The 26908-nt window shown below is 50.6% G+C and carries 20 protein-coding genes; 16 read left to right on the top strand and 4 right to left on the bottom strand.

The annotated features are described in order from the left end of the window. Nucleotides 1-58 precede the first annotated feature (58 nt). Nucleotides 59-886, top strand: coding sequence for a DUF2161 domain-containing phosphodiesterase (locus HPY28_RS15985; RefSeq protein ID WP_174230920.1), 828 nt, complete (start codon nucleotides 59-61; stop codon nucleotides 884-886). A 30-nt stretch (nucleotides 887-916) separates the two neighbouring features. Here the strand turns inward: HPY28_RS15985 and HPY28_RS15990 are convergent, their stop codons facing one another. From HPY28_RS15990 to HPY28_RS16000, 3 genes are read right to left on the bottom strand one after another with little or no spacing between them, the layout of a single operon-like run. Further along, nucleotides 917-2122: an NAD(P)/FAD-dependent oxidoreductase gene (locus HPY28_RS15990; protein ID WP_174230921.1), complete on the bottom strand. Its 1206-nt coding sequence runs from the start codon at nucleotides 2120-2122 to the stop codon at nucleotides 917-919. Continuing rightward, nucleotides 2119-2454, bottom strand: coding sequence for a (2Fe-2S)-binding protein (locus HPY28_RS15995; RefSeq protein WP_017252217.1), 336 nt, complete (start codon nucleotides 2452-2454; stop codon nucleotides 2119-2121). Before HPY28_RS15995 ends, HPY28_RS15990 begins: the two co-directional genes overlap by 4 nt. Next, nucleotides 2451-2723 (bottom strand): (2Fe-2S)-binding protein, encoded by a 273-nt coding sequence (locus tag HPY28_RS16000; RefSeq protein ID WP_174230922.1) that lies wholly within the window; start codon nucleotides 2721-2723, stop codon nucleotides 2451-2453. The genes HPY28_RS15995 and HPY28_RS16000 overlap by 4 nt, the downstream gene beginning before the upstream one ends. A 147-nt stretch (nucleotides 2724-2870) precedes the next feature. On the opposite strand from HPY28_RS16000, the gene HPY28_RS16005 reads away from it, so the two are divergent. The 7 genes from HPY28_RS16005 to HPY28_RS16035 all read left to right on the top strand — a co-directional run bounded on the left by HPY28_RS16005 (nucleotide 2871) and on the right by HPY28_RS16035 (nucleotide 10400). Beyond that, complete coding sequence (locus HPY28_RS16005) at nucleotides 2871-3938, top strand: M24 family metallopeptidase (RefSeq protein ID WP_174230923.1); 1068 nt, start codon at nucleotides 2871-2873, stop codon at nucleotides 3936-3938. Between the two features lie 221 nt (nucleotides 3939-4159). Beyond that, nucleotides 4160-5827 carry a peptide ABC transporter substrate-binding protein gene (locus tag HPY28_RS16010; RefSeq protein WP_174230924.1) on the top strand — a complete coding sequence of 556 codons (1668 nt, stop codon included), beginning with the start codon at nucleotides 4160-4162 and terminating at the stop codon, nucleotides 5825-5827. Between the two features lie 21 nt (nucleotides 5828-5848). Beyond that, nucleotides 5849-6994 carry a branched-chain amino acid ABC transporter substrate-binding protein gene (locus HPY28_RS16015; RefSeq protein ID WP_174230925.1) on the top strand — a complete coding sequence of 382 codons (1146 nt, stop codon included), beginning with the start codon at nucleotides 5849-5851 and terminating at the stop codon, nucleotides 6992-6994. 40 nt (nucleotides 6995-7034) lie between these two features. Next, entirely contained in the window at nucleotides 7035-7937 is a 903-nt protein-coding gene (locus tag HPY28_RS16020; RefSeq protein WP_174230926.1) for a branched-chain amino acid ABC transporter permease, read from the top strand. 3 nt (nucleotides 7938-7940) lie between these two features. Then, nucleotides 7941-8948: a branched-chain amino acid ABC transporter permease gene (locus HPY28_RS16025; protein ID WP_174230927.1), complete on the top strand. Its 1008-nt coding sequence runs from the start codon at nucleotides 7941-7943 to the stop codon at nucleotides 8946-8948. Further along, nucleotides 8911-9687, top strand: a complete 777-nt coding sequence (locus HPY28_RS16030; RefSeq protein ID WP_174230928.1) for an ABC transporter ATP-binding protein — start codon at nucleotides 8911-8913, stop codon at nucleotides 9685-9687. The genes HPY28_RS16025 and HPY28_RS16030 overlap by 38 nt, the downstream gene beginning before the upstream one ends. After that, nucleotides 9684-10400: an ABC transporter ATP-binding protein gene (locus HPY28_RS16035; protein WP_017252209.1), complete on the top strand. Its 717-nt coding sequence runs from the start codon at nucleotides 9684-9686 to the stop codon at nucleotides 10398-10400. The genes HPY28_RS16030 and HPY28_RS16035 overlap by 4 nt, the downstream gene beginning before the upstream one ends. Nucleotides 10401-11068: 668 nt before the next feature. On the opposite strand, the gene HPY28_RS16040 is transcribed toward HPY28_RS16035, so the two are convergent. Next, nucleotides 11069-12829 (bottom strand): sigma-54 interaction domain-containing protein, encoded by a 1761-nt coding sequence (locus HPY28_RS16040; protein WP_174226021.1) that lies wholly within the window; start codon nucleotides 12827-12829, stop codon nucleotides 11069-11071. A 134-nt stretch (nucleotides 12830-12963) separates the two neighbouring features. Between HPY28_RS16040 and HPY28_RS16045 the strand changes: the two genes are divergently transcribed. The 8 genes from HPY28_RS16045 to HPY28_RS16080 all read left to right on the top strand — a co-directional run bounded on the left by HPY28_RS16045 (nucleotide 12964) and on the right by HPY28_RS16080 (nucleotide 26870). Beyond that, a complete protein-coding gene (locus tag HPY28_RS16045) occupies nucleotides 12964-14157 on the top strand; it encodes an NAD(P)/FAD-dependent oxidoreductase (protein WP_174230929.1) in 1194 nt (397 codons plus the stop codon). Further along, nucleotides 14154-15179 carry a 4-hydroxyproline epimerase gene (locus HPY28_RS16050; protein ID WP_174230930.1) on the top strand — a complete coding sequence of 342 codons (1026 nt, stop codon included), beginning with the start codon at nucleotides 14154-14156 and terminating at the stop codon, nucleotides 15177-15179. The genes HPY28_RS16045 and HPY28_RS16050 overlap by 4 nt, the downstream gene beginning before the upstream one ends. 33 nt (nucleotides 15180-15212) lie before the next feature. Next, complete coding sequence (locus HPY28_RS16055) at nucleotides 15213-16097, top strand: dihydrodipicolinate synthase family protein (RefSeq protein WP_017252195.1); 885 nt, start codon at nucleotides 15213-15215, stop codon at nucleotides 16095-16097. A 13-nt stretch (nucleotides 16098-16110) separates the two neighbouring features. Then, nucleotides 16111-17550, top strand: a complete 1440-nt coding sequence (locus HPY28_RS16060; protein ID WP_017252194.1) for an aldehyde dehydrogenase family protein — start codon at nucleotides 16111-16113, stop codon at nucleotides 17548-17550. Nucleotides 17551-17593: 43 nt separating this feature from the next. Next, nucleotides 17594-18598 (top strand): proline racemase family protein, encoded by a 1005-nt coding sequence (locus HPY28_RS16065; protein WP_017252193.1) that lies wholly within the window; start codon nucleotides 17594-17596, stop codon nucleotides 18596-18598. Nucleotides 18599-18751: 153 nt separating this feature from the next. Further along, nucleotides 18752-19117 carry a YisL family protein gene (locus HPY28_RS16070; protein ID WP_017252192.1) on the top strand — a complete coding sequence of 122 codons (366 nt, stop codon included), beginning with the start codon at nucleotides 18752-18754 and terminating at the stop codon, nucleotides 19115-19117. Between the two features lie 159 nt (nucleotides 19118-19276). Then, entirely contained in the window at nucleotides 19277-25831 is a 6555-nt protein-coding gene (locus HPY28_RS16075; protein WP_174230931.1) for a carboxypeptidase regulatory-like domain-containing protein, read from the top strand. Nucleotides 25832-25976: 145 nt separating this feature from the next. Then, entirely contained in the window at nucleotides 25977-26870 is an 894-nt protein-coding gene (locus HPY28_RS16080; protein WP_017252190.1) for a MurR/RpiR family transcriptional regulator, read from the top strand. Nucleotides 26871-26908: the final 38 nt, after the last annotated feature.

Below are 26908 nucleotides of genomic sequence, written 5' to 3' on the forward strand. Positions count from 1 at the left end.
CGAAGAGAGGAGTCAATCCACTGGATTGGCTCTTTTTCCTATAAGAGAAGGGGAGCACATGGAACCAAAAGCAGAGAAGAAATATGAAGCTGACATGTACGAACCGATTCGGAATTATTTTGTCACACAAGGATATGACGTTTTTGGTGAGGTCAAGCATTGCGATTTAACGGCCATCAAAGGCGAGGAACTGATTATTGTTGAGTTTAAGCGCAACCTAAGTGTGGAGTTGCTCATACAGGCAACCAAGCGACAACGCTATACCGATTTTGTTTATATGGCAATCCCTAAGCCCAAATACAAATTGTTTTCGAAAAAATGGCAAGATATATGCTACTTGGTTAGACGCCTCGAGCTTGGTCTCATTCTCGTGTCCTTTCCAAAAAGAGGGCCGGCAGTCATGGAAGTAAATATTTCACCGGGACCGTTTGATCGGGTAAAAAGCAAGCAATTCAATCAAAAAAAGCGAAACCGCATCATTGAAGAGATGCGGGGAAGATACGGCGATTACAATGTTGGCGGCAGCTATCAAACCAAGCTCATGACGGCATACAAGCAGAGCTGCATTCAAATCGCGACGTTGCTTCAGCAGTATGGGCCGTTATCGCCTAAAGTACTCAAGAGTAAAGGGGCGGGGGAGAAAACCTCGTCGATTCTTATTCAAAATCATTATGGATGGTTTGCTCGAGTGCAACGAGGGCTGTATGCGATCACTCCGACAGGAGAGAGAGAAATCGCGGAATATCCTGAGCTTATTGCTCACTATCGTGAACAGGCAGAGGAAATACACGATACGCTTACTGTGGATTCAGAGTTGCCGTCTTCATCAACTACCGAGGGACAAACCAGAAAGAAAAAACAAAGGCAGCCTGCTGTGAAAGAATGACAGGCTGCCTTTTCCTATTGAAGGGATGAATTAGTTCGCGATCCATTCTGCTGTCATTTGCCCCACCAGTGCACGCCCAGCCACAATGTCTGGATGGAACTGAATCGTTGCGTTTTGGCGGACGAATTTCACCTGTTGAATGGCATCCGATAACGGCTGTTCATTCTTCAGCTTCCCCCGAGCTTTTGCGATAGAAAGTCCAGCGACAGTGCCTTGAGCCATTGCCACTTTAGCACTTTCAATTCCCGTGATATTGCCGGCAACATAGAGTCCAGAGACTGGCGTTCGCATGCTTTCATTGTGTAAGGGGACATGCCCGCCCAAGGAGGGAACATAGGCAAAAGGGCACCCGGCAATCGCTGCCAATTCGGCGAGTGGGCTTAATCCACCTGCGATACAGACGAAATCAGCTGGAATGACTTGTTCAGTTCCAGCTATGGGTGAACCATCGGCGGCAACTCGGGCGATACGGACACCCTCGACTTGAGAGGTACCGACGATCTCCAGTGCTGCTGTTCGCAGTTGAATCGGGATGTCCCACATAGAAAACCCGTTTGAGGGGTAGAGGGACACTGCCAGCTTTTGCATCCATGAACTTCCCATTACTTTGCTCCCCATCCGAATCATCAGAGAAGGGGCAAGATGGGCGACGCGCAATAAAGATTGCATCACTGCTTGTGGTTGTCCCGCAGTGCCACTGACAGTCGTACTAGATGGGAGAATCATTCGATCCAACGCAATTCCAGCCAACTGCAATTCCCGGGATATCGCCACCGATAAGATATTAATTCCAATGACTACCCCGCGTTGTCCTACTCGCACGCGCTGCACATTTGTCATGACTTGAGCAGCTCCGATGGACATCACGCCAGGTAACGTCCACCCTGGCACGGGTACGGCTGCTTCAGAAGCCCCCGTTGCGATCAGGAGCAATGGGACTATCATTTCCCCCTGTGTCGTAGAGACGACCCAGCCACTCTGGGATTGCGTCAAATGGAATACGGAGACGCCGCAACAGAGCTCTACACCGAGATGTTTCGCTTCCTCCGTGAGCCGGGCTGCCTCATCCAGTCCATTCCACCACACACCGTCCGGTTCTTCGTGAAGCTGTCCAAGCAAGCGGCCCCCAGGGCGATAAAACTCATCGACTACACGAACAGCCAATCCCTGCCTGGCACTTGCAATTGCTGCAGATAAGCCTGCAGGACCAGCCCCGATGATGAGAAGGTCGATCATGCACCATGCCCTCCTTTTTTCAAAGGGGTAGGAAGGATTGAACCCGCATTCACTTGCATGCCTTCCTGCACAAGCGTCATACAAGCACGCACGGTGGGAACACCATCTACATGGACGCGACATTCATAGCAGTGACCGATATTGCAGTAAATTCCTCGAGGTGTTCCCTTTTCCTCATGCACCCGAAGCGTACGGACCCCTGCGGCCAATAGGGCTCCCGCAATCGTCTCGCCTTCGTAAGCCGTATAGACAGAGCCGTTATAATAAAAAGGAAGCTGCTTTCTGTCACCAAGTGAACCGAGGACCGGATGGTGATCAATTCGTTGGCTCATGTCCGTTGCCCCCCAATCGTTTGAAATGAGACAGGACGGATAGGCGGTTGGTATCCAAGAGGTACAGTATGAGAAGGCGCTTGGCCAGTTACTTGCTGAATGACCTGATCGATCAATGTACGGCAGGTTCTCCCACCGCAGCAGCCCATTCCGGCTCTGGTCCGTAGTTTCAGCTCGCGTGCGGTACATGGATAGGTTTGGGCGGTCTCTACCAATTCAGCGAGAGTTACTTCTTCACAACGGCAGATAATCAATGGATGCGATTCCATGATGATGCCTCCTTTCATTCTTGCTTGATGAAAATGCAAGTGTCGTGCCATGGAGAACCGAGTGAGATCGTCCTGACTGGCACAATACTTGCTGAATATTCTCAAAGAACGAGCCTAATCACGACAAACAAAAGAGGGATGACAGAGATGGAAAAAGTAACAAGACTGCGTGAGCAATTCGATTCACTTGGGATTGACGGGATTTTGATCACCAATGGACAAAACCGCCGATACCTCACAAACTTTACAGGTACATACGGAGTTGTCCTCATTTCAAGGGACCAGGCCAAGCTCTTCACAGATTTCCGTTACACAGCCCAAGCGCAAGCACAAGCAACAAGCTTTGAGATCGTTTATTTGCCGACAAAAGAATCCGTATACAGTGAAGTAGCGCGCCAGGCGGAAGCGATGGGGATCAACCATCTCGGCTTTGAGGAGGAGAATGTCTCGTTTGCCTTGCATCGCAAATACAGCGAGGCCGTCCAAACAGCATTCATTCCGACGTCAGGTGTCATTGAGGGATTGCGGATGATTAAGACAAAGGAAGAACTGGCGATCATCAGAACGGCTGCGCAAATCGCCGATGCGGCATTCTCTCATATTACGTCCTTCTTGCGCCCCGGGATCACAGAGCTTGCGGTGTCTAACGAATTGGAAATGTTCATGCGAAAAGAAGGGGCGTCGGGTTCTGCTTTTGACATCATTATTGCTTCTGGTTATCGTTCCGCACTTCCGCATGGCGTAGCGAGTGAAAAAATGATTGAAGCCGGAAATATGGTCACGTTGGACTTTGGTGCATTGTACCAAGGGTATCGCTCTGATATTACCCGAACGGTTGCTATTGGCACTCCTGATGAACAGCTCAAAGCCATCTACGAGATCGTTTTAGAAGCACGCAATCGGACTGTTGCAGGCATTCGTCCTGGTATTACCGGGAAAGAGGCAGACGCTTTCTCAAGGGACTACATTACGGAGCACGGCTATGGCGAACGATTTGGGCATGGGATGGGCCATGGAGTGGGTCTCGATATTCATGAAGAGCCATTTATGTCCACACGTTGTACCGCTGTTCTTCAAGAAGGCATGATTTTGACCGTGGAGCCGGGGATTTATATCCCAGAGCTTGGTGGGGTCCGTATCGAAGACGATCTGGTTGTTACAGAGAGTGGCAATGAGGTCCTTACACATTCACCGCGCGAATTGATCATTTTGTAAATCGAGAGACAAAAGCCTTGGCCGAGTAAGTGGGCTGAGGCTTATTTTGTCTAATAGCGGTGTCTAAGATTTGAAACACAACAAGGCATACAGTGTACAAAAAAATTTACAACAACTCACTCTAGAATAAAGAGACTGCCGCCTTCCATTTTGGCATACCTCTTGCATTCTGATAATTCTGAAAACCAACACATAACGACTGAACAATGGGGGTTGATCGAATGAAAAAAAGTATGTTCGCAGTAATGAGTAGCCTAGCAGTCATGGGATTAGCGTTAGCAGGATGTGGAGGAGGACAGCCAGCAGCGAAGCCAGCCGAGCAAGCATCACAGACTGGACAGTCGAGCACGCAGCCAGCACCTGTCACCACGTCTAAAGAACCAGCAAAAGCACAAGTTTTACGCTGGAATCTTCACTCCGAACCACCTACAGGTGATCCTGGACTTGCGGAAGACACGACTTCTGCTGCCATCGTCAAAGCAGTTTTTGATGGACTGACACGCATCGGGCCTTCGGGCAAGCCGGAGGAAGCAGTAGCTGAGAAGATTGAAGTATCGAGTGATATGAAAACATACACCTTCAAGCTGAGAGACTCCAAGTGGAGCAACGGAGAACCGGTCACAGCCCACGACTTCGAATACGCGTGGAAGCGAGCTCTCGATCCGAAGACAGCGTCTAATTATGCCTACCAGCTCTATTACATCAAGAATGCGGAGAAGGCCAACAAAGGGACTGGCAGCTTGGAGGATGTCGGCGTAAAAGCATTGGATGACAAGACCCTCCAAGTAGAGTTGACGAATCCAACCCCGTTTTTTCTGGAGCTAACCGCCTTCCAAACTTATTTCCCGGTAAATAAAAAGGTAGTCGAGACAGATGAAAAATGGTCTGGAGAAGCCAAAACACACGTAGGAAATGGTCCATTCAAAATGGAGTCTTGGGAACACAAAAGCAAAATGGTACTCGTGAAAAGCGACAACTACTGGGACAAAGATAGCGTCAAGCTGGACAAGATCGAGTTCTCGATGGTGGAGGATGAAAACACAGAGCTGTCCATGTTCGAAAATGGCGAGATTGACTGGGCAGGCAGTCCGTTAAGCTCGCTGCCAACAGATGCGATGCCAGCGCTTAAAGACAGCGGAAAGCTGCAAGTGAAGCCTGTCGGTGCTACTTACTGGTACAAGTTCAATACTGAGAAACCTCCGTTCAATAACGTGAAGATTCGTAAAGCTTTTGCCTACGGCATTAACCGTCAAATTTTGATCGACAACGTACTCCAAGCGAATCAGCAGCCAGCAATGGCAGCAGTTCCTCCGACAATGGGACTCAATACAGGCGGTTATTTCAAAGACAATGATCAAGAAACGGCCAAACAGCTGTTAGAAGAAGGAATGAAAGAGTTGGGCATCTCTAAACTGCCGCCGATCAAGCTCAGCTACAACACGTCGGAAGGGCATAAAAAGATCGCAGAAGCGATTCAGGACCAATGGCGCCAAAACCTTGGAGCAGAAGTGAAGCTGGAAAATCAAGAATGGAAGGTGTACCTCGAGACCATGCACGAGGGCAACTATCAGGTCGGGCGTCTTGGCTGGTCGGGTGACTTCAACGATCCGATCAACTTCCTGGAGCTGTTCAAGGAAAAGGACGGAGGAAACAACGATACGCGTTGGGAGAATCCGAAGTTCAAAGAGCTGTTGAACCAGTCAGCCACAGAGAGTGATCCGGAAAAGCGCAAGGTGATTCTGCGTGAAGCCGAACAAATCATGATGGACGAAATGCCGATTATGCCGATCTACTTCTATACGCATACATGGGTGAAGAATGACAAGGTAAAAGGAATCTTCCAGGATGGTCTAGGTGCAATCGACTGGAAATGGGCATCAATCGAATAATATTCGAATGGGGGATGGGCTATGAAACAATGGGGAAGTGTGATCGTCGCAGCGATGTTGACTCTAACGCTTGCTGTAGCGGGATGTGCCAATCAAGGATCTTCTTCTGGTGGTGCAGACGCTAGCGAGATACTCGTCGGTGTGATTTTACCAGTAACTGGTAATAACGCAACGGATGGAAAAGACATGCAAAACGCCATCGAAATGGCTGTCAAAAAAATAAACGACAGCGGTGGAGTTGTTGGAAAAAAATTGAAGGTCGAAGTGGCTGATGATGGCTGCGATCCACAAATGGCGACGACAGCAGCCAATAAGCTGGTCTCCCAAAACGTAGTGGCTGTCGTCGGTGGCTACTGCTCAGGCGCGACACTACCCTCATCGGGTGTATTCAAAAACGCCAACATTCCCATGATCGTTCCCGCAGCCAACTCAGCTAAATTACCCGCTCAAGGCTATGACACCCTCTTTTTGATCAATGGCCTAACCCCAGACCAGGCACAAACCGCAGCAGATTATATGGCAGTGAACCAGGCGAAAAAAGTTGTGCTCATCCATGATAATTCTGCCTACGCGAAAGACTTGGCTGATTTTGCCAAAGCGTCCGTTGAAAAATCCGGAGGTACTGTCATTGCGTATGAAGCAATCAATCCAGAAGAAAAAGATTTCAGTGCGCTGGTAACCAAAATAAAAGGCCTCCAGCCGGACGCGACGTATTTTACCGGCTATTATGCGGCAGGCGGACTCATGGTCAAGCAATTCAAGCAAAAAGGCGTATCTGGTCTGTTCTTCGCAGGCGATGGCTCATTCAGTGAGGACGTCATCAAGATTGCAGGCGCAGACAATGCGGAAGGGCTTTTGATCACCGCGACACCTACAGCAGAATTCATCGAGGGAGCAGAAGCGTTCACTTCTGATTACAAGCAGACGTACAACAACTTGGCACCGGGTCCTTTCTCTGCGTTGAGCTACAATGCGGTCAATCTACTGGCAGATGCGATCGGACGAGCGAACTCGACTGATCGTGACGCCATCAAAAAAGCGATCAAAGAAACAAAAGATTTCAAGGCACTCGGTCAATCAATCTCGTTTAATGCCCAAAATACGCTGGATACCTCCAACTTCGCCGTCTTGAAGGTGACGGGTGGCAAGTTCACGTTAGCGAAGTAGGGCATACGTCAATCTTGCTTCAAGTAAGGATGGTGGAGGAATGGACATTCTCGTCCAAACGCTGGCGGACGGACTGGTCATCGGTGCTTTTTACAGTTTGATTGCATTGGGCTACACAATGGTTTTTGGCATTATCAAGCTGCTCAATTTCGCGCATGGCGATTTGTACATGCTTGGTGCATTTGTCGGATATACCTTGCTCAGCGTGCTCGGCGGAGACTCTTCCGGAGCGGGCTTGATGGGAATATTGATTGTCTTATTGCTGACGATGGTGATTGTCGGCGTCATCGGGATGGGGATCGAGAGGGTGGCTTATCGACCGCTCCTGTTGGCTCCACGACTTTCTATCCTGATTACGGCAATTGGTGTCTCTCTCTTTTTGGAAAACGGCTCGATGATTGTTTGGGGTGCGCAGTATCAAGTGTATCCCTTGCAGCTTTCTCACGACGGAATTAGCCTCTTAGGGGCCAAAATCACGTATGTCCAAATCGGTCTTGTCTTCATCTCTTCGCTTTTAATGCTGGGCTTGCATCTTTTCATCAATCGCTCCCTGTACGGCAAGGCTATGCGGGCGATTGCGCTCGATCAGACGGCTTGTCATTTAATGGGCATCCATGTGCATAAAGTCATTGGCTTGACCTTTTTCATTGGTGCTTCGCTCGCAGCAGGTGCAGGCACGATGGCAGGTGCTTATTACGGAACCGTCAATTTCATGATGGGCTTTGTCATTGGACTCAAGGCGTTTACGGCGGCGGTTTTGGGGGGAATTGGCAGCATTCCGGGCGCGATGTTGGGTGGGCTGCTGCTCGGGATGATGGAGACAGCCGGAACATTTATTTTCGGCGGTTCATGGAAGGACGTCGTGGCGTTTTCTTTGTTGATCTTGATTCTCGTATTGAAGCCAACGGGGATTATGGGTGAGAAAGTGACAGAGAGGATGTAGCGGATGAATCCATCTCGAAAAAAAATCGCTGTTGTCCTGTTGCTCGCCGTCGCGTGTGTACTGCCGTTTCTGTCCAACAACTACTGGCTGGATGTTGCGACACTTGCCTTGTTTTACGTTGTCTTGGCCCAGGGGTTGAATGTGGTAGTCGGCTTTGCTGGATTACTCGATTTGGGCTACGCCGCCTTTTTTGCGGTAGGAGCTTATACGACAGGCATTCTGATGACGGTGTATCAATGGTCGTTTTGGCTGACCTTGCCTGTGGCCATGATATTTGCGGCTATTGTGGGTGTGATCATCGGTGCGCCGACACTTCGACTGCGCAGTGACTACTTGGCAATTGTCACCCTCGGATTTGGGGAAATTATTCGTATTTTAGCGATCAATCTTACTATTACCGGATCAGCTTCAGGCATTTACGGAATCCCACGTCCTTCTATTGGGGGCTATGTTCTTGGAGGCCAGATCGACTTTTACTATTTGATCTTGATCATTGCTGTTTTGGCGGTCGTGGCTGTAAAACGGTTGGGCACATCTCGCATCGGCAGGGCGTGGATGTATATCCGCGAAGACGAGGATGCTGCCGAGGCGATGGGCATTAACCGGATCAATATGAAGCTGTTGGCGTATTCGATCGGAGCTGTCATCGGGAGTCTGGCTGGTTCTGTTTTTGCTGTCAAAATGAGTGCGATTGCGCCGCTCAGCTTTAGCTTTACCCAGTCCATCATGATACTCCTGGCAGTGGTATTGGGAGGCTTGGGCAGCATTCCTGGCGTCGTCTTGGGTGCCGTGCTGGTCATTGCCTTGCCGGAGCTGCTGCGTTCAGTGGAAGATTGGCGGTATTTGATCTTCGGCGCCGCGCTGGTCGCGATGATGCTGTTTCGCCCCCAAGGACTGTGGCCTGCCCGCTATGAGATGAAACGAGGCGCTAGACGTAGCAAGACCGAGGAGGCTACGGAAGGGGGCAGTGGTAATGACGTCAAGCTTGACAATGAAAAATGTAACGCTTAAATTCGGTAGTCTGACTGCGGTAAACGATTTGTCTTTTGATATCAGCGCAGGCTCGATCAGCAGTATCATTGGCCCGAATGGAGCGGGGAAAACATCCGTCTTCAACATGATCACCGGATTTTACCGTCCGACTGCGGGGCAGATCATCCTTTCAGGCAACCAGCTCGTAGGAAAAAAGCCAAGCCAAATCACACGGCTCGGCATGGCGCGAACGTTTCAAAACTTGCGGCTGTTTCCGAATTTGACGGTCTTGGATAATGTCAAATCAGGCATGCACAGCCGCACGAGCCAAACCGTCTGGGGAGCACTCTGGCAGACAAGGGCACAGCGCCGAGAGGAACAGTTGATCGAGGATACGGCAAGGGACTGCCTTCGCTTCGTGGGGATGGAAGACAGTTGCTGGCGCATTGCCAAAAACTTGCCGTATGGCGCCCAGCGGTATTTGGAAATCGCGCGAGCCTTAGCTACCAAGCCGCGAGTGCTGCTCCTCGATGAGCCTGCTGCGGGGCTGAATTATGAGGAGAAGGAAGACCTGATTGCTTTGATCAAGCGAATCCGCACCCATTACGAGTTGACAGTGTTGATTATCGAGCACGATATGGGTTTGATCAAAAAAATTTCGGAAAAAGTAATCGTCCTCGACTACGGACAGAAGATCGCAGAGGGAACTCCCGAGGATGTGCTTAGCAATCCGCGTGTCGTAGAAGCCTACCTGGGAAAGGAGGAGGAGGCGATATGACACCACTTTTGACAATCCGCGGCATTCATTCGTTTTATGGGAAAATTGAAGCGCTTAAAGGCATTGACCTACAGGTGCATGAAGGAGAGATTGTCGCACTGCTAGGAAGCAATGGTGCAGGCAAGAGCACGACACTCAAAACGATTTCTGGAATCGTTCGACCAAGCAGTGGAGATGTCTTGCTTCATGGACAGAGTCTCGTAGGCTGGGCTCCTCACCAAATTGTCGAGGCAGGCATCATCCATGTACCAGAAGGCAGGCGGATTTTTGCTGGATTGACTGTGCGTGAAAACTTGGAGCTAGGCGGTTTTACACAGCGAAAAGAGAAGGCGGCCATCGCAGAGGGGATTGAGCAGGCTTTCGCGCTGTTCCCTCGATTGAAGGAGCGGAGTGAACAAATGGGAGGAACGCTGAGCGGAGGCGAGCAGCAAATGCTCGCAATCTGCCGCGGTCTCATGGCACGTCCAAAGCTCTTGATGTTAGATGAGCCGTCGATGGGGCTCGCCCCGATTATTGTGGTTGAGATCATGAATATAATCAGAGAAATAAACAGGCAAGGCACGACGATCCTTTTGATCGAACAAAATGCCAAGGCAGCGTTGAAGCTTGCTCATCGCGGCTATGTAATGGAGACAGGGCGCATCGTTATGGAAAATAAAGCAGACGTGCTTCGGGCCGACGATTCAATCGTCAAGGCGTATTTGGGCGCGTAAGTAAGTGCCCGATGACAAAGGAGGAATCAACCATGGAATTGATCCGTATTTTGTCTGAGGTGTTGCCGCCCAAAGAGGGGCGAAGGTTTCCTGATTTTTGTTCGAGGTGGCGTGCGTTTTTGGCGTGTAAAAAGCGGCTGTAGTGGAGGGAAGAAGCGTATTTCCAGTCTGCGCTTCGGCCTACGCCCCGCAAGGGGGATTGACTGTCCGCTCCGGAATGAATGGCGGGAGCGCTTCAAACGTAGAAGTTTCGAGGAAGGATTCCATAAGTGAAGCTGAAAACCCCCGCCATTCATTCCTGCGCTGGGGCGGGCTCCAGAGGCGCTTGGACTGGAAATCCACTTCTTCTTACGCAGCTTTGGTAACACATAATTGTAAGTCGATTCAAGAAGGAAAAACGCCTGTTCACGAGCATTGAGTCATCAATACGAACCACAAATGCTTCACGATCATGATTCGATAACTCAAGATGATCAGTTAGCACATGTAATCTACCTTGATCACCCCCAAAAACGGTTTGAAAAGCTGGATGTACACAAAACAGCTCGAAAAGCCCTGTCACATGTTTGGAAGGAGACCGCCCGAACGAAGAGAGGATACAGGCGACTGGAAAACATGTGGCAGGGCTTCCCCATACACAACCGTTGACGAGCAACGTATTTTCTTTTTTACTTACCCAATTTGTTATAAAGAGTAGCACGCGATATGCCAAGTCTTTTCGCAGCGGCCTGCTTGTTGCCGTTTTCCAGCTCGATGGCTCGCAAAATGACACGGCGCTCATGCGCTTCGATTTCTTCTTGCAGAGAAAAGAGATCGGGAGGGAGCTCAATCGGTACCTGTTTCGTCTGACCTTGCAAGGAATACGGCAAATCTTCTTCTTTAATAATACCGTCTGTCGCAAATACCACCAATCGTTCAATGGCATTTCGCAGCTCGCGAATGTTGCCTGGCCAGTCGTATTGGAGCAGGTTTTGCATCACATTTTGCGAGATGGCATGAATGGGACGGTTGTAACGTAAAGAGAATTCATAGAGAAAAAAGTGGGCGAGTTCAATCGTATCTTCAATGCGTTCTCGAAGCGGAGGAATTTTCAGCGTCACGACATTGAGCCGATAGAACAGGTCTTGGCGAAACTTTCCTTCCTTTACTAACTCCTCCAAATTTTTATTCGTGGCGGCAACCACGCGGAAGTCCGCCTCAATCTGCTTGGTCCCTCCGACCGAATAATATTTTTTCTCTTGAAGCACGCGAAGCAGCTTCACTTGCATATCGAGCGGCATTTCTCCTACCTCGTCGAGAAACAGCGTTCCTCCACGTGCCAGCTCTATCATTCCTTTTTTTCCTTTTTGATCCGCACCAGAAAAGGCACCTTTCTCGTACCCGAACAGCTCACTTTCAAACAAAGTAGGCGAAATCGCACCGCAGTTAATGGCGATAAAGGGCGCATTGGAGCCTTCCCGCACATCATGCACGGCTTTGGCGAAAAGCTCCTTGCCGACGCCACTTTCCCCTGTGATCAACACGGTTGCTTGTGTAGCGCTGAGCTTTTGGATCATGGACTTGATATGGCGAATGGGGAGACTCGTTCCCTTGATCTGTGCAAATGGATCAGGGGTCGGACTGAGCTTCGCCATTTCTTGCTGTAAGTGGTTCACTTTTTTGTTGGCGTTCAACAGCTCCTGATTCAGTCGGACCTGGCTCGTGATATCGGTTTCCGCCGCGACAGCACCGATGATTTTGTCATGCAAATAGATCGGATTGGTATTGATGAGCACGACGAGATCCTCCCGCGGCTGATGCTGATGACGGTAGAGAGACTGTCCGCTTTGCAGAGATTTGAGCGTTTCGAGCATCTCGAGCGGGAAAAATTCGGTGATCGGGCGACCAATCGTTTCTTTTGCTTTCAAGGAAAAGATTCGTTCAGCCCCTTCTGTCCAAACCATCACACGTGCTTTTTCGTCGATGACGGATATAGAAGCGTCCATGGTCTTGATCATCGTCTCGAAATACGCTTCCAAGATCTCATGCGAGGAAAAAATGGCTTGTATGACAGCACCTCGATGAAGGTAGCCGACAGGGACTCCAGGCTGTTTTTCGATCAGGAGATAGTTGTGAGTAGCTAGCAGGTGGATAGCGTCAGCCAATGTTGAATCCAGTGTCGTCACAGCAGCTGGTTCCCAAGGGGCTTGTGTGCAATCGATCGTCAAGTTGACGGTTAAATGGGAAGAATTGGCCACATACCAGGTGGCTTGACGCTGGACAAATACAGGAATGGTTTCGTCCAATTGAGGAGGGAGAAGTTCTTGGGCGTTAAAAATCCGCATGTTTGTCTGTATCAACTCGGTTAAGGCAGGAAGTTTGTGATTCAACTCGATCATCCCTTTTAAAAGAGGTAGTTCAAGTGTATAAAATTTTGAACATTTTCTCATTTATTATACATTCGCTCTTTCGGTTGTCAAAGAATTTAGACGAAATATTTTGGGAATCTCGCTTGGAACGATTGGCATGGCTTTTGCAAAAAAGAGTAAGAGAGTAGCAGAATACGCATTTGAGGAGAATCAGCATGACAGTACAAACCCATGCGCAGATTGCGGTAATCGGCGGTGGCATAATCGGTGCGGCGATTGCGTATTACGCTGCGAAGGCTGGATTGGATGTCGTTGTCCTGGAAAAAGGCGAGTTGGCATCAGGGACGTCCTCACGCTGTGACGGGAATATTTTAGCGATCGACAAGGACCCCGGCTTTGACAGTCAGATGTCCCTGAAAAGCCAGATGCTCGTTGATCAGCTGAGCCGAGAGCTGGACCATACGTTTGAATATCGGGCGCCGGGAAGCATTCTCGTCTGCGAATCAGAGGCAGAGATGGAAGCCGCTCATGAATGGGTGAGACGGCAAAAGGAAGTCGGACTGCCATTTCGGATGCTGGACCGATCGGATATTCGGCAGGAGTCGCCTTACTTTGCCGACGACTTGCTGGGAGGCTTGGAATGCGCCACCGATTCTACCGTCAATCCGTACATGCTGACCTTTGCCCTGTTTGAAGGAGCGAAAAAGCATGGAGCGAGGATCATGCGCCGTACAGAGGTCAAGTCGCTTAGACGTGATCAGGTGACGGGGACGTTTCACATCGGGCTTGGTACAGGCAGCATGACAGCCAAGCAGGTCGTCAACGCCGCAGGGGTGTGGGCGCCAGTCATTGGCAACATGGTCGGGGTGGATATTCCGATCGTTCCGCGCAAAGGGCATTTGATCGTCGCCTCGAGACAGATGCCTGTCGGCGTGCGAAAGGTGATGGAGTTCGGCTACCTCATCTCGAAGTTTGGCGGAGTGCGACAAGTAGATGAGGAGACAGAGAAGTATGGAGTCGCGCTCGTATTTGAACCGACAGAAAGCCAGAACTTCTTGATTGGCTCCAGTCGTCAGTTTGTAGGCTTCGATTCGCGGATTGATCTGAATGTCGTCAGGTGCATGGCGAGAAGAGCACTGCGCTTTTATCCGAAGATCGCCGACTTCGCCATCATCCGCACGTATTGCGGTTTGCGCCCGTGGACAGAGGACCACTTGCCGATTATTTCTCGCGTAGAAAAAGTTCCTGGTTACTTTATCGCGGCTGGTCATGAAGGAGATGGAATCAGTCTGGCTGCCGTCACAGGCAAGCTGGTGTCCGAGATGCTAGTCGATCAGACAGACACCATCATTCCGACAGAGCCGCTGCGCTTGGAACGGTTTACGAAAAAAGGAGTGTTGCATCCATGAAAGCAACGAGGGTGTTTACCACCATTGACACGCATACCGGGGGAAACCCTACCCGGACGGTAATCAGTGGTCTGCCAAAGCTTACTGGGGCCACGATGGGAGAAAAAATGCTGCAGATGAAGGACGAGTACGACTGGATTCGCACGTTTTTGATGTATGAGCCGCGCGGGCATGATGTGATGTCGGGTGCCTTGATTGTTGACCCATGCCATCCGGATGCGGATGTGGGAGTGATCTATATCGAGACAGGCGGATACTTGCCGATGTGCGGCCACGATACGATCGGTCTATGCACCGCGCTGGTGGAGACAGGCATGATCCCCGTGACTGAGCCGGTGACAAAGCTTACGCTCGATACGCCAGCAGGACTGGTCGAGGTAGACATACAGGTAGAGGGAGGAAAAGCCAAGGAAGTATCGTTTGTGAACATTCCAGCCTTCCTCTATCAGCAAGATGTGACGGTAGATGTAGAAGGGATTGGAGCGGTGACCTGCGATATTGCGTACGGTGGAAACTTTTATGCCATCACAGATGCACGCAAGCTCAATCTCGAACTGACGCCAGCCCATGCATCCACCATTGTCGATACGGCTGTCACGATTCGAAAAGCGATTAATCAGGCCATGGAGATCGTTCATCCAGAGAAGCCGTTTATTCGCGGACTGACCCATGTGGAGTTCTTTACGGCCCCTGACAATCCGGGAGCGGATGTGAAAAATACCGTCGTCGTACCGCCGGGCGGAATCGACCGATCGCCATGTGGAACGGGCACTTCCGCCAAGCTGGCGACTCTGTTTGCCAAAGGGGAGATCGGGATAGACGAACCGTTTGTGCATGAGAGCATCGTCGGTTCTCTGTTTACAGGAAGAGTGCTGCAGGTGACGGAAGAAGGAGGGCTGCCTGCTGTCATCACCCGAATTGCAGGCTCGGCCTGGCTGATGGGCAAGCATACGATTTTTTACAATCCGGAAGACGAGCTAGCGAATGGCTTTTTGCTCATACCAGCCGCAACTGATCATTAAAACACAAACCCAAACGTGAGAGGAGAATGAAAAATGGGAAGATTTGAAGGAGTGTACGTGGCGATTGTCACACCGTTTACAAGCGACTATGAGGTGGATTACAAACGCTTGACGGAATTGTGTGACTGGTTGATTCAAGAGGGCGTAGACGGTCTGGTACCATCCGGTTCGCTGGGAGAATACGCGACGATGACAGGAGAAGAGCGGGCAAAAGTCATTCATACCGTGATTGCTGCCGCAAAAGGTCGAGTACCGGTGGTCGTAGGCTCTGCTGCTCCGTCTACCCGTCAAGCAGTGGAATGGGTGCAATTCTCCAAGGATGCGGGAGCAGCAGGCGTAATGGCCTTGCCTCCGATTAACTACAAGCCATTGGAAAATGAAGTGTTTGCCCACTATGAGGCACTGAACACAGTCGGGCTGCCGATTATTGCCTACAACAATCCTCACGATTACAAAATCGACCTGACACCGGACATTTTGGCAAGACTGGCGAAGTTTGAAAATATCGTCGCGGTGAAGGAATTCTCCGGAGACGTACGCCGCATGCAGGACATTCTTGCCCTGACGGATTTAGAAGTCATGGTCGGTGTAGACGATCTCGTCATGGAGGGTGGCTTGATCGGGGCGACAGGCTGGATCTCAGGTGTACCGAATGCACTGCCAAAAGAAGGCGTGGAGCTGTTCCGTCTGGCACGGGCAGGCAAGCTCGCCGAGGCACAGGCGCTTTATCGTCGATTGTTGCCGTTGTTCCACTACGACGCGAGTCCACAATTGGTACAGTCGATCAAATACATGATGGAGCTGGCAGACTTCCCAGTAGGACCGACTCGTCCGCCGCGTCTGCCGCTGTCTGAAGAATACTACGCGGGCATTAAAAAGGCGTTTGACTACGCTGTCGGCGCTGCAAGTGGACGATAGGGGGACGGGCAGAATGCACAGCAAAAACTGGATTGGCGGCGAATGGATGACGCCGTCAGGGAAGGAACTAACGGTCAAGAACCCATCGCGTATCACAGAAGAAGTCGGCGTTCTGCACCTGTCTGATCGGTCACATGTTATTGCCGCTGAACAGGCAGCTCGTGCGGCACAGATCGGCTGGGCAAAACAAACGGGGGCGGCTCGTGGCGAAATCCTTTTTCAAATGGCTGCCGCACTGGAGGCAAATGCAGACAGCTTGGCACAGCTGGCAAGCCGGGAAATGGGCAAGCAGCTTGGCGAGATGCGCGGAGAAGTGGCGCGCGGGGTCAGTCTGTTACGCTATTATGCCGGAGAAGGGATGCGTTCCAACGGCAACCTGATTCCCTCTTCAGATACGAACGTTCTGCAATACAGCCGTCGTATCCCGCTCGGAGTCGTGGCGGTCATCACTCCATGGAACTTCCCCGTTGCGATCCCCATCTGGAAGATCGCCCCTGCACTCATTTGCGGGAATACAGTCATCTGGAAGCCAGCGGAAAATGGTTCGCTCACAGCGACACGATTAGCTGAAATATTTGCGGAAACAAAGCTGCCTGCGGGTGTGCTGAATCTGGTGATTGGCAAGGGCCGAGAGATCGGCAATACACTCACGAATGAAGCCGAAGTCGATGCAGTCAGCTTTACAGGCTCATCTGAAACAGGCAGACAGATTGCCATCGCGTGCGCGGGTCGCAATATCAAGTATCAAACCGAGATGGGCGGAAAAAATGCGGCAGTCGTTTTGGCTGATGCTGACCTGGATAAAACGATTCCGATTTTGCTCAGTGGCGCGTTTCGATCGGCTGGTCAAAAATGTACGGCTACCAGCAGGATCATTGTAGAAAAAGCGATCTATCAGCCACTGGTCGAGCGATTGCAATCGGCTATGGAGACGTGCCGGGTGGGAGATGCCAGCGATCTGGAAGCGTATTTGGGGCCAGTTGCCTCGGCTGCACAGTATGAGACGGTTGGGCAATACATCGCATTGGCTAATGATGCAGCAACAGTCATTGCCCAAAGCCCATCATATGCAAAAGAGGAGCAAGGCTATTACATCCGTCCCCAAATTGTCGAGGGTGTCGCTGCCAATCATCGCCTCGTTCAAGAGGAAGTGTTCGGACCATTGGCTGTGCTTTTGACAGCAGACGGTTTTGACGAGGCAGTGGAGCTGTGCAACCAGTCTGTATACGGACTAAGCGCTTCGCTGTTCACCCGAGATTTGGCGAGTGCCCATCGCTTCTTGGATGTGGCGCAGGCGGGAATGGTTCGGGTCAATCAGGAGACGGCAGGTGTGGAATACCAGGCTCCATTTGGCGGCATGAAGCTGTCCAGCTCACATACACGGGAGCAGGGTCAGGCGGCGCTTGATTTCTACAGTACGACGAAAACATGCGCGATCAAATACGCGTGGTGATCCATCGAGCTTTTCGCCAATCGCATAAAAAGGTGAGGATGTTATGCACATCAATCAGTTGTTTACGACAGTCGAGGCCCATACCGGAGGGGAGCCACTGCGCATCATAACAGGCGGCATCCCACCGCTCGCGGGCAAAACGATTCTAGAGAAGCGGCGCTATTTTCGGGAGAAGCTGGACTATATCCGGCGGATCCTTATGTATGAGCCGCGCGGGCATCATGGGATGTACGGTTGTGTCATGACAGAGCCCGTCAGTCCAGATGCGGCATTTGGAGTGCTGTTCATGCATAACGAGGGCTACAGTACCATGTGCGGGCATGGAATCATTGCGGTTGTGACGGCTGCCATTGAGACTGGAATCCTTCGGCTGGAAGATCCAACAGAGCGTATCGTGATTGACAGTCCAGCAGGAAGAATCATTGCACACGCTAACGCGGAAGAATCGCTGGTCCATTCCGTCTCGTTTGAAAATGTCCCCTCTTTTGTTTTGGCACAAGACGTTCCTGTTGAGTGGGAAGGACGTACCTTTTCAGTGGACATTTCTTTTGGCGGAGCCTTCTATGCAGTAGTACAGGCGGAGGATATCGGGGTTCAGGTAGAAATTGAGCAATTGGCCGAGCTGCAAGAGTGGGGCAAACGAATCAAGGAACAAATCGAGGCGAAAATGGAGGTTGTTCATCCGTTGGAACCTGAGCTTAAAGGAATTTACGGGGTGATTATCTCGGATAAGCCGAGAGTGAAAGGATCAGACCTACGTAACGTGACGATTTTCGCCGACAAACAGATCGATCGCTCACCATGCGGTACAGGTACTGCGGCTCGCGTAGCCACTTTGCATGCGCGAGGCAAGCTGTCCGCTGGAGAATCGTTTGTCCATGAAGGAATTGTCGGGAGCCAGTTTATCGGCAAGGTGGTAGCCACCACACAAGTGGGGAGCTATCCGGCTGTCATTCCGAGCATAGAAGGAACGGCGTTCATCACAGGTCTGCATCAATTTGTCGTTGACCCTACGGACCCGCTAAAAGACGGATTTTTACTGCGATAGGATCGTTTGCTAGAAAAAAGAGGTTGCCGATCACAGGCAGCCTCTTTTTCATCCCCCTAAAAGCCTGGTCACAATACTGCCACGCATTGGGATATCAGCATTTTTCCCCTTCTTCTGGTATAATGGACAAGATTGAATTTAGGAGTAAAGGGGTTGAATTTTTTGCCGTACAAAGCGTTAATTGAAGCGCATGTGGGTAGCTGGGAAGTCGCATTCGTGCTCTTGATCGTTGCCTACATCCTGTATCGCGTGGGTAAAGCAAAAGCAGGCAAGATCGTACATATGCTGCTCAGACTCATGATGGTCATCATTCTTGTATCGGGAGCTTGGATGCTTTTCGTGGGTCACGCAACAGATTTCTATTTCTACATGAAGGGCATCATCGCGGTTATCGCCTTTGGTTTGATGGAAATGTCTCTGGGCAAAGCAAAGCGACAAGAAGGCAGCATCGGCTTCTTCATCGGCTGTATTGTCGTTTTGGTGCTGGTTATTCTGCTTGGCTATCGCGTATTTATGTAAGATAGGCAATACGGGAAGGAAAAGGGTTTCCTCGCAAGAAATATTTGCGGGCGAAGGCCCTTTTTTTGTTGGGACGGGCACGGACAAGCCAATTAGCAAAGGGAGGGCCGGGGCCATATCACTCTATGTACATATGTTAGAGGGGAGAGGTGAGGAAAAATGGCCTATCCTTCTGACAGTCAATTCATCCCGTTTATGCTCGGGGGAAGTCCATTCGGAGACGTCCCAAACGATGAAAGTCCCGGCTCTGCCGACATGGTAGGAAACTCTACGTTTCCCGTTGTCTTTTTGGCGTATGATGGAACGAATCTTTACTTTCGGATGAGAGTCAACGAAGATCCAAGAAATTCGCAGAAAACAGGCTTTCAAAATTTTGCCTGGGGATATTTAATTAATACAACTGGGGTGGCTGGCACATACCAGTGGATGTTGGGTGTGCAAGGCTTGCGTAATCGTATTGCGTTGATTCAAAACACGATTGTTGAATTCAACTCGTGGACGGATCAGGCAGAGGGCACAAACGGCAGTGGAGCGCCGAACTGGCAAGCGCCGATTATCAATTTTGACACAGCTCGTGTGCGGCTGACGAATGACGGCTCTAATTTCAGCGGCAATCCTGATTACTTCATTGATCTCGTCATGCCAGCTGCTACTTTTTTTTCAACGATCGGTGTTACCTCCCTTACTTCCCTTCAATTCCTGCCCTTTACCTCTACCAATGACAACAATTACAACAAGGACTCTCTGCGGACCAGTGAAGGTTTTAGCTTTGTCAATTCCTTGAGCAATACGACTACCATAGCGACGGGAGACGTACGGGCCAGTCTCGCAATCGACAAGCAGCTAACAGCAGGACCGGCAGTCGTTACCACAGGACAACTATCGCAATGGACGGGATCGATCAGTGTTACCAATACGGGGAAGAGCCAGGCAACGACAGTCGTTGTCAACGATTTGATTGAGCTGGATCAGGTAACGGCTTTTACAGTAAATACAACAAGTATCGGCTCTGTCATCTATAATCCCCTCACGAAGGTGCTCAGCTGGACGATCGGCAATTTGGCCGCTGGTTCTACTGCCAGCTTGTCATTTACGGTCAATGGGGTTTTCGCGGTCTCTCCAGTCGGAACGCGGCGGTTAAACACAGCGACAGTCACGGGCGTAGATAGCTTTTCTGGCGCGATGCTTTCTCCTGTTCAGGATAATATTGTCATCACGGTTAACTTGGCTGGAAGTGTTGCTGGCGTAGTGCTTGACCAGTCCACGAACTTGCCTGTGGCAGGTGCGCATGTCGAGCTGTATGATTCGATTCCCGTACTAATCGGTACGACGACAACGGACACAGATGGTGCCTATTCGTTTACTGGATTGGCTCCTGGTCTGTATTCTGTGTCGGTGACCGCGTCGACTTATGACCCCAAAATTCAGTTCGTGAGCGTTTTAGCAGGGCAAACCACAAGATCAGACATTCTGCTTCCTCCGAGTCCAGGTCAGGTGAATGGGACGATAACAAATACCGGATTGGCACCCATATCAGGGGCAGTGGTAAAGCTCATTAATACGACAGGCGTGACCGTAAACCAGACAGTGACAGGGGGAGGGGGGACCTATTCGTTTACCAATGTCGTGCCGGGTGCCTATACCCTTGCAGTCAGTGCGGATACATTCCAGCCAGCAACAGTCGCAATCAATGTCATTCGAGCCCAGACGACTACACAAAATGTAGTGCTCCAGACATCCGTTGCCCAGCTATCCGGTCTGGTGACAGGTCCGGGTGGTATACCGATTGCCGGGGCATTGGTGGAAGTGCTGAACCAGACAGGTATTACGCTGACGGAAACGACGACAAATGGAGCTGGCACGTATCTGCTGACCAAGCTCGCAGAGGGTGTTTATCAAATCCGTGTCAGTGCCGCAGGCTTTTCCACACAATTAGCTGGAATCAGTCTGCAAGCGGGCGATGCCAAAGTCCTTGATTTTTCTTTGGCGACTGCATTTGGAACGGTAAGTGGAACCATTTCCGATGCGCAAACGGGTGAGGAAATCCCAAATGCGAGCATCAAGGTGGTAACTCGTTCGGGAATTGCTGTAGGAGAGACATTAACCGACGTGAATGGAGACTACTCCTTATCTTTACTAGGTCCCGAAACCTATGTCCTTGCGGCTGCTGCAGAGGGGTATGCGGGCCAAACGGTTGGGATTGGAATCATTGCTGGAGCTACTACAACGGTTGACCTCCAATTGGAAAAGCTGGCAGGGGTATTGAATGGGACTGTCTCGGACACAGGGAGCAATCCGCTTGGTAATGCCACTGTCATTGTTATGAAGGGAATTGTTCCTGTGGCGCAGGCCATTACCGACAGCGCTGGCACCTTTTCCTTCCCGCACTTGGCCCCAGGCACGTATACCGTAACCGCTTCGGCTTCTGGTTATTCCACTGTTGTGTTGGGGGCAACTGTACTGCCTCAGGAAATAGCGTCCCTTGCTTTTATCCTGCAAGCTTCTCCGGGATCAATCGCAGGACAGGTGGTCGACAGCGGCAATCAGCCGATTCAGGGTGCCACTGTCATCATTAGGGAAAATACGGCAGCAGGTGCTGTTGTCGCTACGGTATTGACTGATGGAAACGGACAGTATGTGGTACCTAATTTGCTACCGCAGGCGTACGTTGTCATCGTATCTGCTCCAGATAAAACGACAGTGATCACAGGGGCAGTCGTCACCTCATTGACGACAACAACGGTGAATGTACAGCTGGCAGATTTGCCGGGAAGCATTTCAGGTTCGATTTTCGATGCTACGTCGGGTCTACCGATCACAGGTGCTTCGATAGAGGTTAGTGTGTTGAACCAAGCTGGGGCAATCATCGCCCATGCAAATAGCGATCTGTCTGGAAATTACGTGATCACAGGGCTTGCACCCGGAGTTTACACGATTACCGCACGTGCAACCAATTATGAAACGAACAGTGCTTCCGCCACTGTACTTGCGAATACGAATACGCCTGTCAGCTTGTCGTTGTTTGCGAGTCCGGGTGAGATCCAAGGACAGGTGCTCGCTGCAGGGACGTTGCAGCCGATTGCCGGTGCACAAGTAAATGCACTCGATTTCAATGGCTCCGTCGTGCATTCGGTATACAGCGATAGTCAAGGAAGCTTTGTTATCACGGGCTTGGCAGCAGGTCAATACGTCATCAGGGCTTTAGCGGATGGCTTTCAAACCAATCATGTCGGAGCCGTTGTGCTCGCGAATACAACTACTCCTGTCCAGCTTCAGCTCAATCAGGATTTCGGTTTTATTAGCGGGACAGTAGCACCTGTCGTTCCGGGAACTACCATTCAATTGTTTGATATCAATAACCTGTTGATTGGTACTGTCGTCGCAGATGGAAATGGGGCATTTTCATTTTCAGGGGTCGCACCTGGCTCTTATATCCTTACAGCTACCGCTCCTGGCTACGCTGTTCAATCTGTTGGGGCGATCGTACAGCCTGGGCAGACGACCAACGTTTCATTTGCGCTTACCCCGAATCCGGCCAGTATTTCTGGAACCGTGCTAGACACGGGGATGCAGCCGATTGTCAATGCCGTTGTCCGTATACTGGATTTGAATGAGACGACAATAGGCTTTGGCTATACGGATTCAAACGGGGCCTATACAATTGGCAACCTGCCTGCTGGATCATTTGTCGTGGTGGCAAGTGCCCCTGCATATGTTACAGGCTCGGTTGGTGTTACACTTGGACCCGGTGAAAATAAGACCGGAGTAGACTTTACCCTTGAGGCAAATGCAGGCGGGATTAGTGGACAGGTGACGGATGCGACGAATCCCGCGATAATCATTGCAAGCGCCGTTGTACTGATTCGTTCCATCAGTAACGGAAATGTAGTGGCTACAGCAAGTACCGACCAGACGGGTAGCTATTTGATTCAACATCTGTTGCCTGGTGCTTATACCGTCACGGTAAGCGCGCCTAGCTATGCTGATCAATCAGTAGGGGCCAATGTAGTCAGTGGAGAAACGACGGGGGCGAGTGTGGCGCTCTTGCCAATGCCTGGGTCCATCGTGGGAAGTGTCATAAACAGCTTGGGTGTACCTGTTATGGGAAGCGAAATCAACGTCAAGCTGATGGATAGCAATCAAGCCGTCATACAGAGCTTGCTCGCGAATGAATCAGGTGTATTTTTCATTGGGAGTGTCGCTCCCGGTGTTTACACCGTTATCGCGTCAGCGCCTGGCTATGCCGTTGGAAGTATCGGCGTGATCGTGACGGCCAATACGGCAACTTCAACGACCGTCACGTTACCTGACTTGCCTGCGGCTATCTCGGGTGTGGTGACCAATCAGATGACGGGATTCGGGATTCCGGGAAGCACCGTGCTCATTACGGATGGCCATGGCGTTGTGCTTGCTCAATTATTGACAGATGATCAAGGCAATTTTTTGGCAGAGAAGCTTCCGCCGGGTGTCGTAAATGTAACCGTTTCTGCGCTGAATTTTGTATCTGTCTCGCAGGCGGTTATTTTGCAAGGGGGCATAACCACCAACTTTCAGCAGCAATTAGTTCCCAATCCCGGCAGTTTATCCGGTGTTGTGACTGATCTGGAGACGGGCTTGCCGATCATTGGTGCAACGGTAATCGTCTTCGACAGCACCCGTGCCGCTGTGGGCTCCGTATTGACTGATGCAACGGGTAACTTTTCACTTGATAGGCTGGCTCCTGGAGGGTACACCGTCAATGTCAATGCAACTGGATATGCAAGCGATGTGGCTGGCGCACAGATACAAGCAGGCGTTGCGTCTGTATTAAGCTTTGCGTTAAACGAGTTGCCCGGTGGGATAGCTGGTACAGTGCGAGAGGAAGGTACGGCCTTGCCGATTGCCGGTGCGGTCATTACTGTTCGACAGGGAAGTCCGTCTGGAACGATTCTGGCTATTGTCCTGACGAATGCGCAAGGTCAGTATATGGTGAGTGGACTTTCCCCGGGGAGCTATACACTGATCGCAAGTGCTACGGGATTCGCTGCTGAGGCTTCAACAGCTATGGTCGGATTGGGAGCGACTACCGGTCTTGATTTTTCTCTGCCGAATCTGCCTGCAAGTGTTACAGGAGAAATTAGTGACGCCATTCTCAGCACTCCTTTGCCGAATACGCTCGTCCGCTTGCTGGGCAACAATAACACGATCCTCTTTTCTACCCAGACAGACGCTCAGGGGATATACTTCATTGATGGATTTGTGGCTGGAAATTACACCATTTTGGCAAGGAACGAAAGCTATCAGAGGGAGAGTGTCTCCTTTGATGTAGCGCCTGGGGGAACAGCTACAGTCAATATCCCACTGGACCCGAATCCTGGTGTTTTGCAGGGCACTGTCAGGGATGCATTTGATGGTACGCCACTGGTAGGGGCGGAAGTTTTGATCTTTTTCCCTGGCACAAACAACTTGTTGTCTCGGACGATTACGGACGGTCTCGGTCAGTTTAAAATCGACGGCTTGGCCCCCTTAACCTATACACTTGCGATTAGCGCTCAAAACTACACCACCCAGCCTGTTGGTGCGACGATCTTTTCCGGACAGACCACTACGATTGAAGTGGGGCTGCCCCCTTTTCCAGCTGCTGTAACAGGTCAGGTACAGGGTGCTGGTGGAGGAGTTGTTCCGAATGCATTGATACAAGTGAAGGATTCTCACGGGACATTGTTCGGCAGTGCGATTACGGATAACCTGGGCAACTTCGCTGTTGGCAATCTGCCGCCAGGAACGTATTTCATAAGCGCAAGTGAAGACAACTACGCAGCGGCAACGCAGAGTATCACCGTGACTGCTGGACAAACACTTGGCGGAGTCATTCTGACGATGTCTCCTCTACCAGGGAGCATCTTCGGACAGGTGACCAATCAGTTGACGGGACTCCCGATTACAGGGGCAGCTGTTGCAATTCAGCTATTTTCTAACGGCTTGTTTGTTGCCAACACCGTTACGAATCAGAGTGGGCAATTCCAGGTGAATGGCTTGACAGCTGGCGTGTACAATGTCATCGCAAGCGCAGATGGCTTCGGTACACATTACAGTACAGTTACGGTCGCAGGTGGACAGACGACCGTAGCGACAGTCGAGCTATTGCCAATCGTGGGAACGATATCCGGGATTGTTCTCTTGCCGGACGGAACCCAAGCTAGCGGAAACAATATTCAATTATCGCTATTCAACTCAGCTCAGATTCGCCTGCAAAATATTCTGGCTGAGCCGGATGGAACCTTCCATTTTGTCAATGTCGCTCCGGGGACGTATACCGTTATCGGGACCATCCCGGGCATTGGTACCGGTCAGGCACAAGCGGTCGTTTTGCCGAACCAAACAACCTTTATCATCATCCGCCTTTCTCAAACGGGTACGATACAAGGAACGGTTCGATCCGGTTTAACAGGTTTGCCAGTTGCTGGAGCGACCGTGTATGTGCAAACGGTGAATCAACCAATCAGAAAGACGGTGGTGGTCCAAACAGACAGCTTTGGCAGGTATAAGGTGACTGATCTTGATCCTGGTACCTACTTGGTTGTTGCCAATGCGATGGGGAGTGGAGAAGCGAGAGGGACAGTGACGCTAGGTGCAGGGGAAATCGTGACGCTCGATCTGGTGCTGCTTCCAGCAGCAATGAGCGGATCTTTGCGAGTCGCAGCATGTCCGACCATTTTGTTTACCCCATTTTGATATTTTGGAGAATTACTCCACTAAAAATAATTAATATGGCGGATAACTCCTTTTTTGATATAATAGCTGTAGAAATACAGCTATTTTGTTTTGGGTAAAAACAACTGAGAAAATCCTGACTTTTATTCAAGGGGGAGCGAGCCATATGGTGAAACAGCAGGAGGAGCTGTCCCCTCCATTGACAGCTACCATCACGAAGACAAATACGCTTTTGCATATTCAGAGTCTCCTTCCCTCCTTTACGAAATCGGAGCAAAAGGTTGCCCACATTGTCCTACAGCAGACAGATAGCGTGATTTATTCATCGGTGATTGACCTTGCCGAAAAGGCGGGAGTAGGTGAGACGACCGTTTTGCGATTTTGCAGGAAAATAGGCTTCCATGGCTATCAGGAATTCAAGCTGGCATTGGCGCAAGAATTGGTTAATCCAGTCAAAAACTTGCATGGCGAAGTAGGAGAAGACGATTCACTGGATATCATCACGCACAAAGTAACCGCAACCAATCAACAGGCGATTGGGGATACCTCAGCTTTGTTTCAGATCGAACAGCTGGAGCGCTGTGTAGACCTTTTGCAAAAAGCAAACACGATCCATTTTTACGGAGTAGGTACGTCAGCGGTAACAGCACAGGATGCCAAGTACACGTTCTTGCGGATCGGGCTTCGAGTGGACGCTTTTAATGAATCACATCTGCAAGCGATGGCTGCAGCGACTCTGGGACCGGGGGATGTCGCGATCGGCTTGTCTGTATCCGGCAGTACGAAAGACACCATTGATTCATTGAAAGTCGCCAAGCAGGCAGGCGCAACTTGCATTTGCCTGACGCACTATCGACGTTCACCGATTACGAATGTAGCGGACATTACGCTTCTGACCGCAGCGCAAGAAGGTCCGTTGCAGGGAGGCTCTCTCGCAGCAAAAATTGCACAGCTGCATGTACTGGATGTTATTAGTACCACAATAACAATGCGCAACAAGGAAAAGGCCCTTTTATATAAAGAGAGAACAGCGAAGGCTGTACTGGAGAGAAAATACTAAAAGCATTCTGAACTTATATTGGATAGGAGTGGTTGGAA

Source organism: Brevibacillus sp. HB1.2 (assembly GCF_013332495.1).
GTDB lineage: Bacteria > Bacillota > Bacilli > Brevibacillales > Brevibacillaceae > Brevibacillus > Brevibacillus porteri.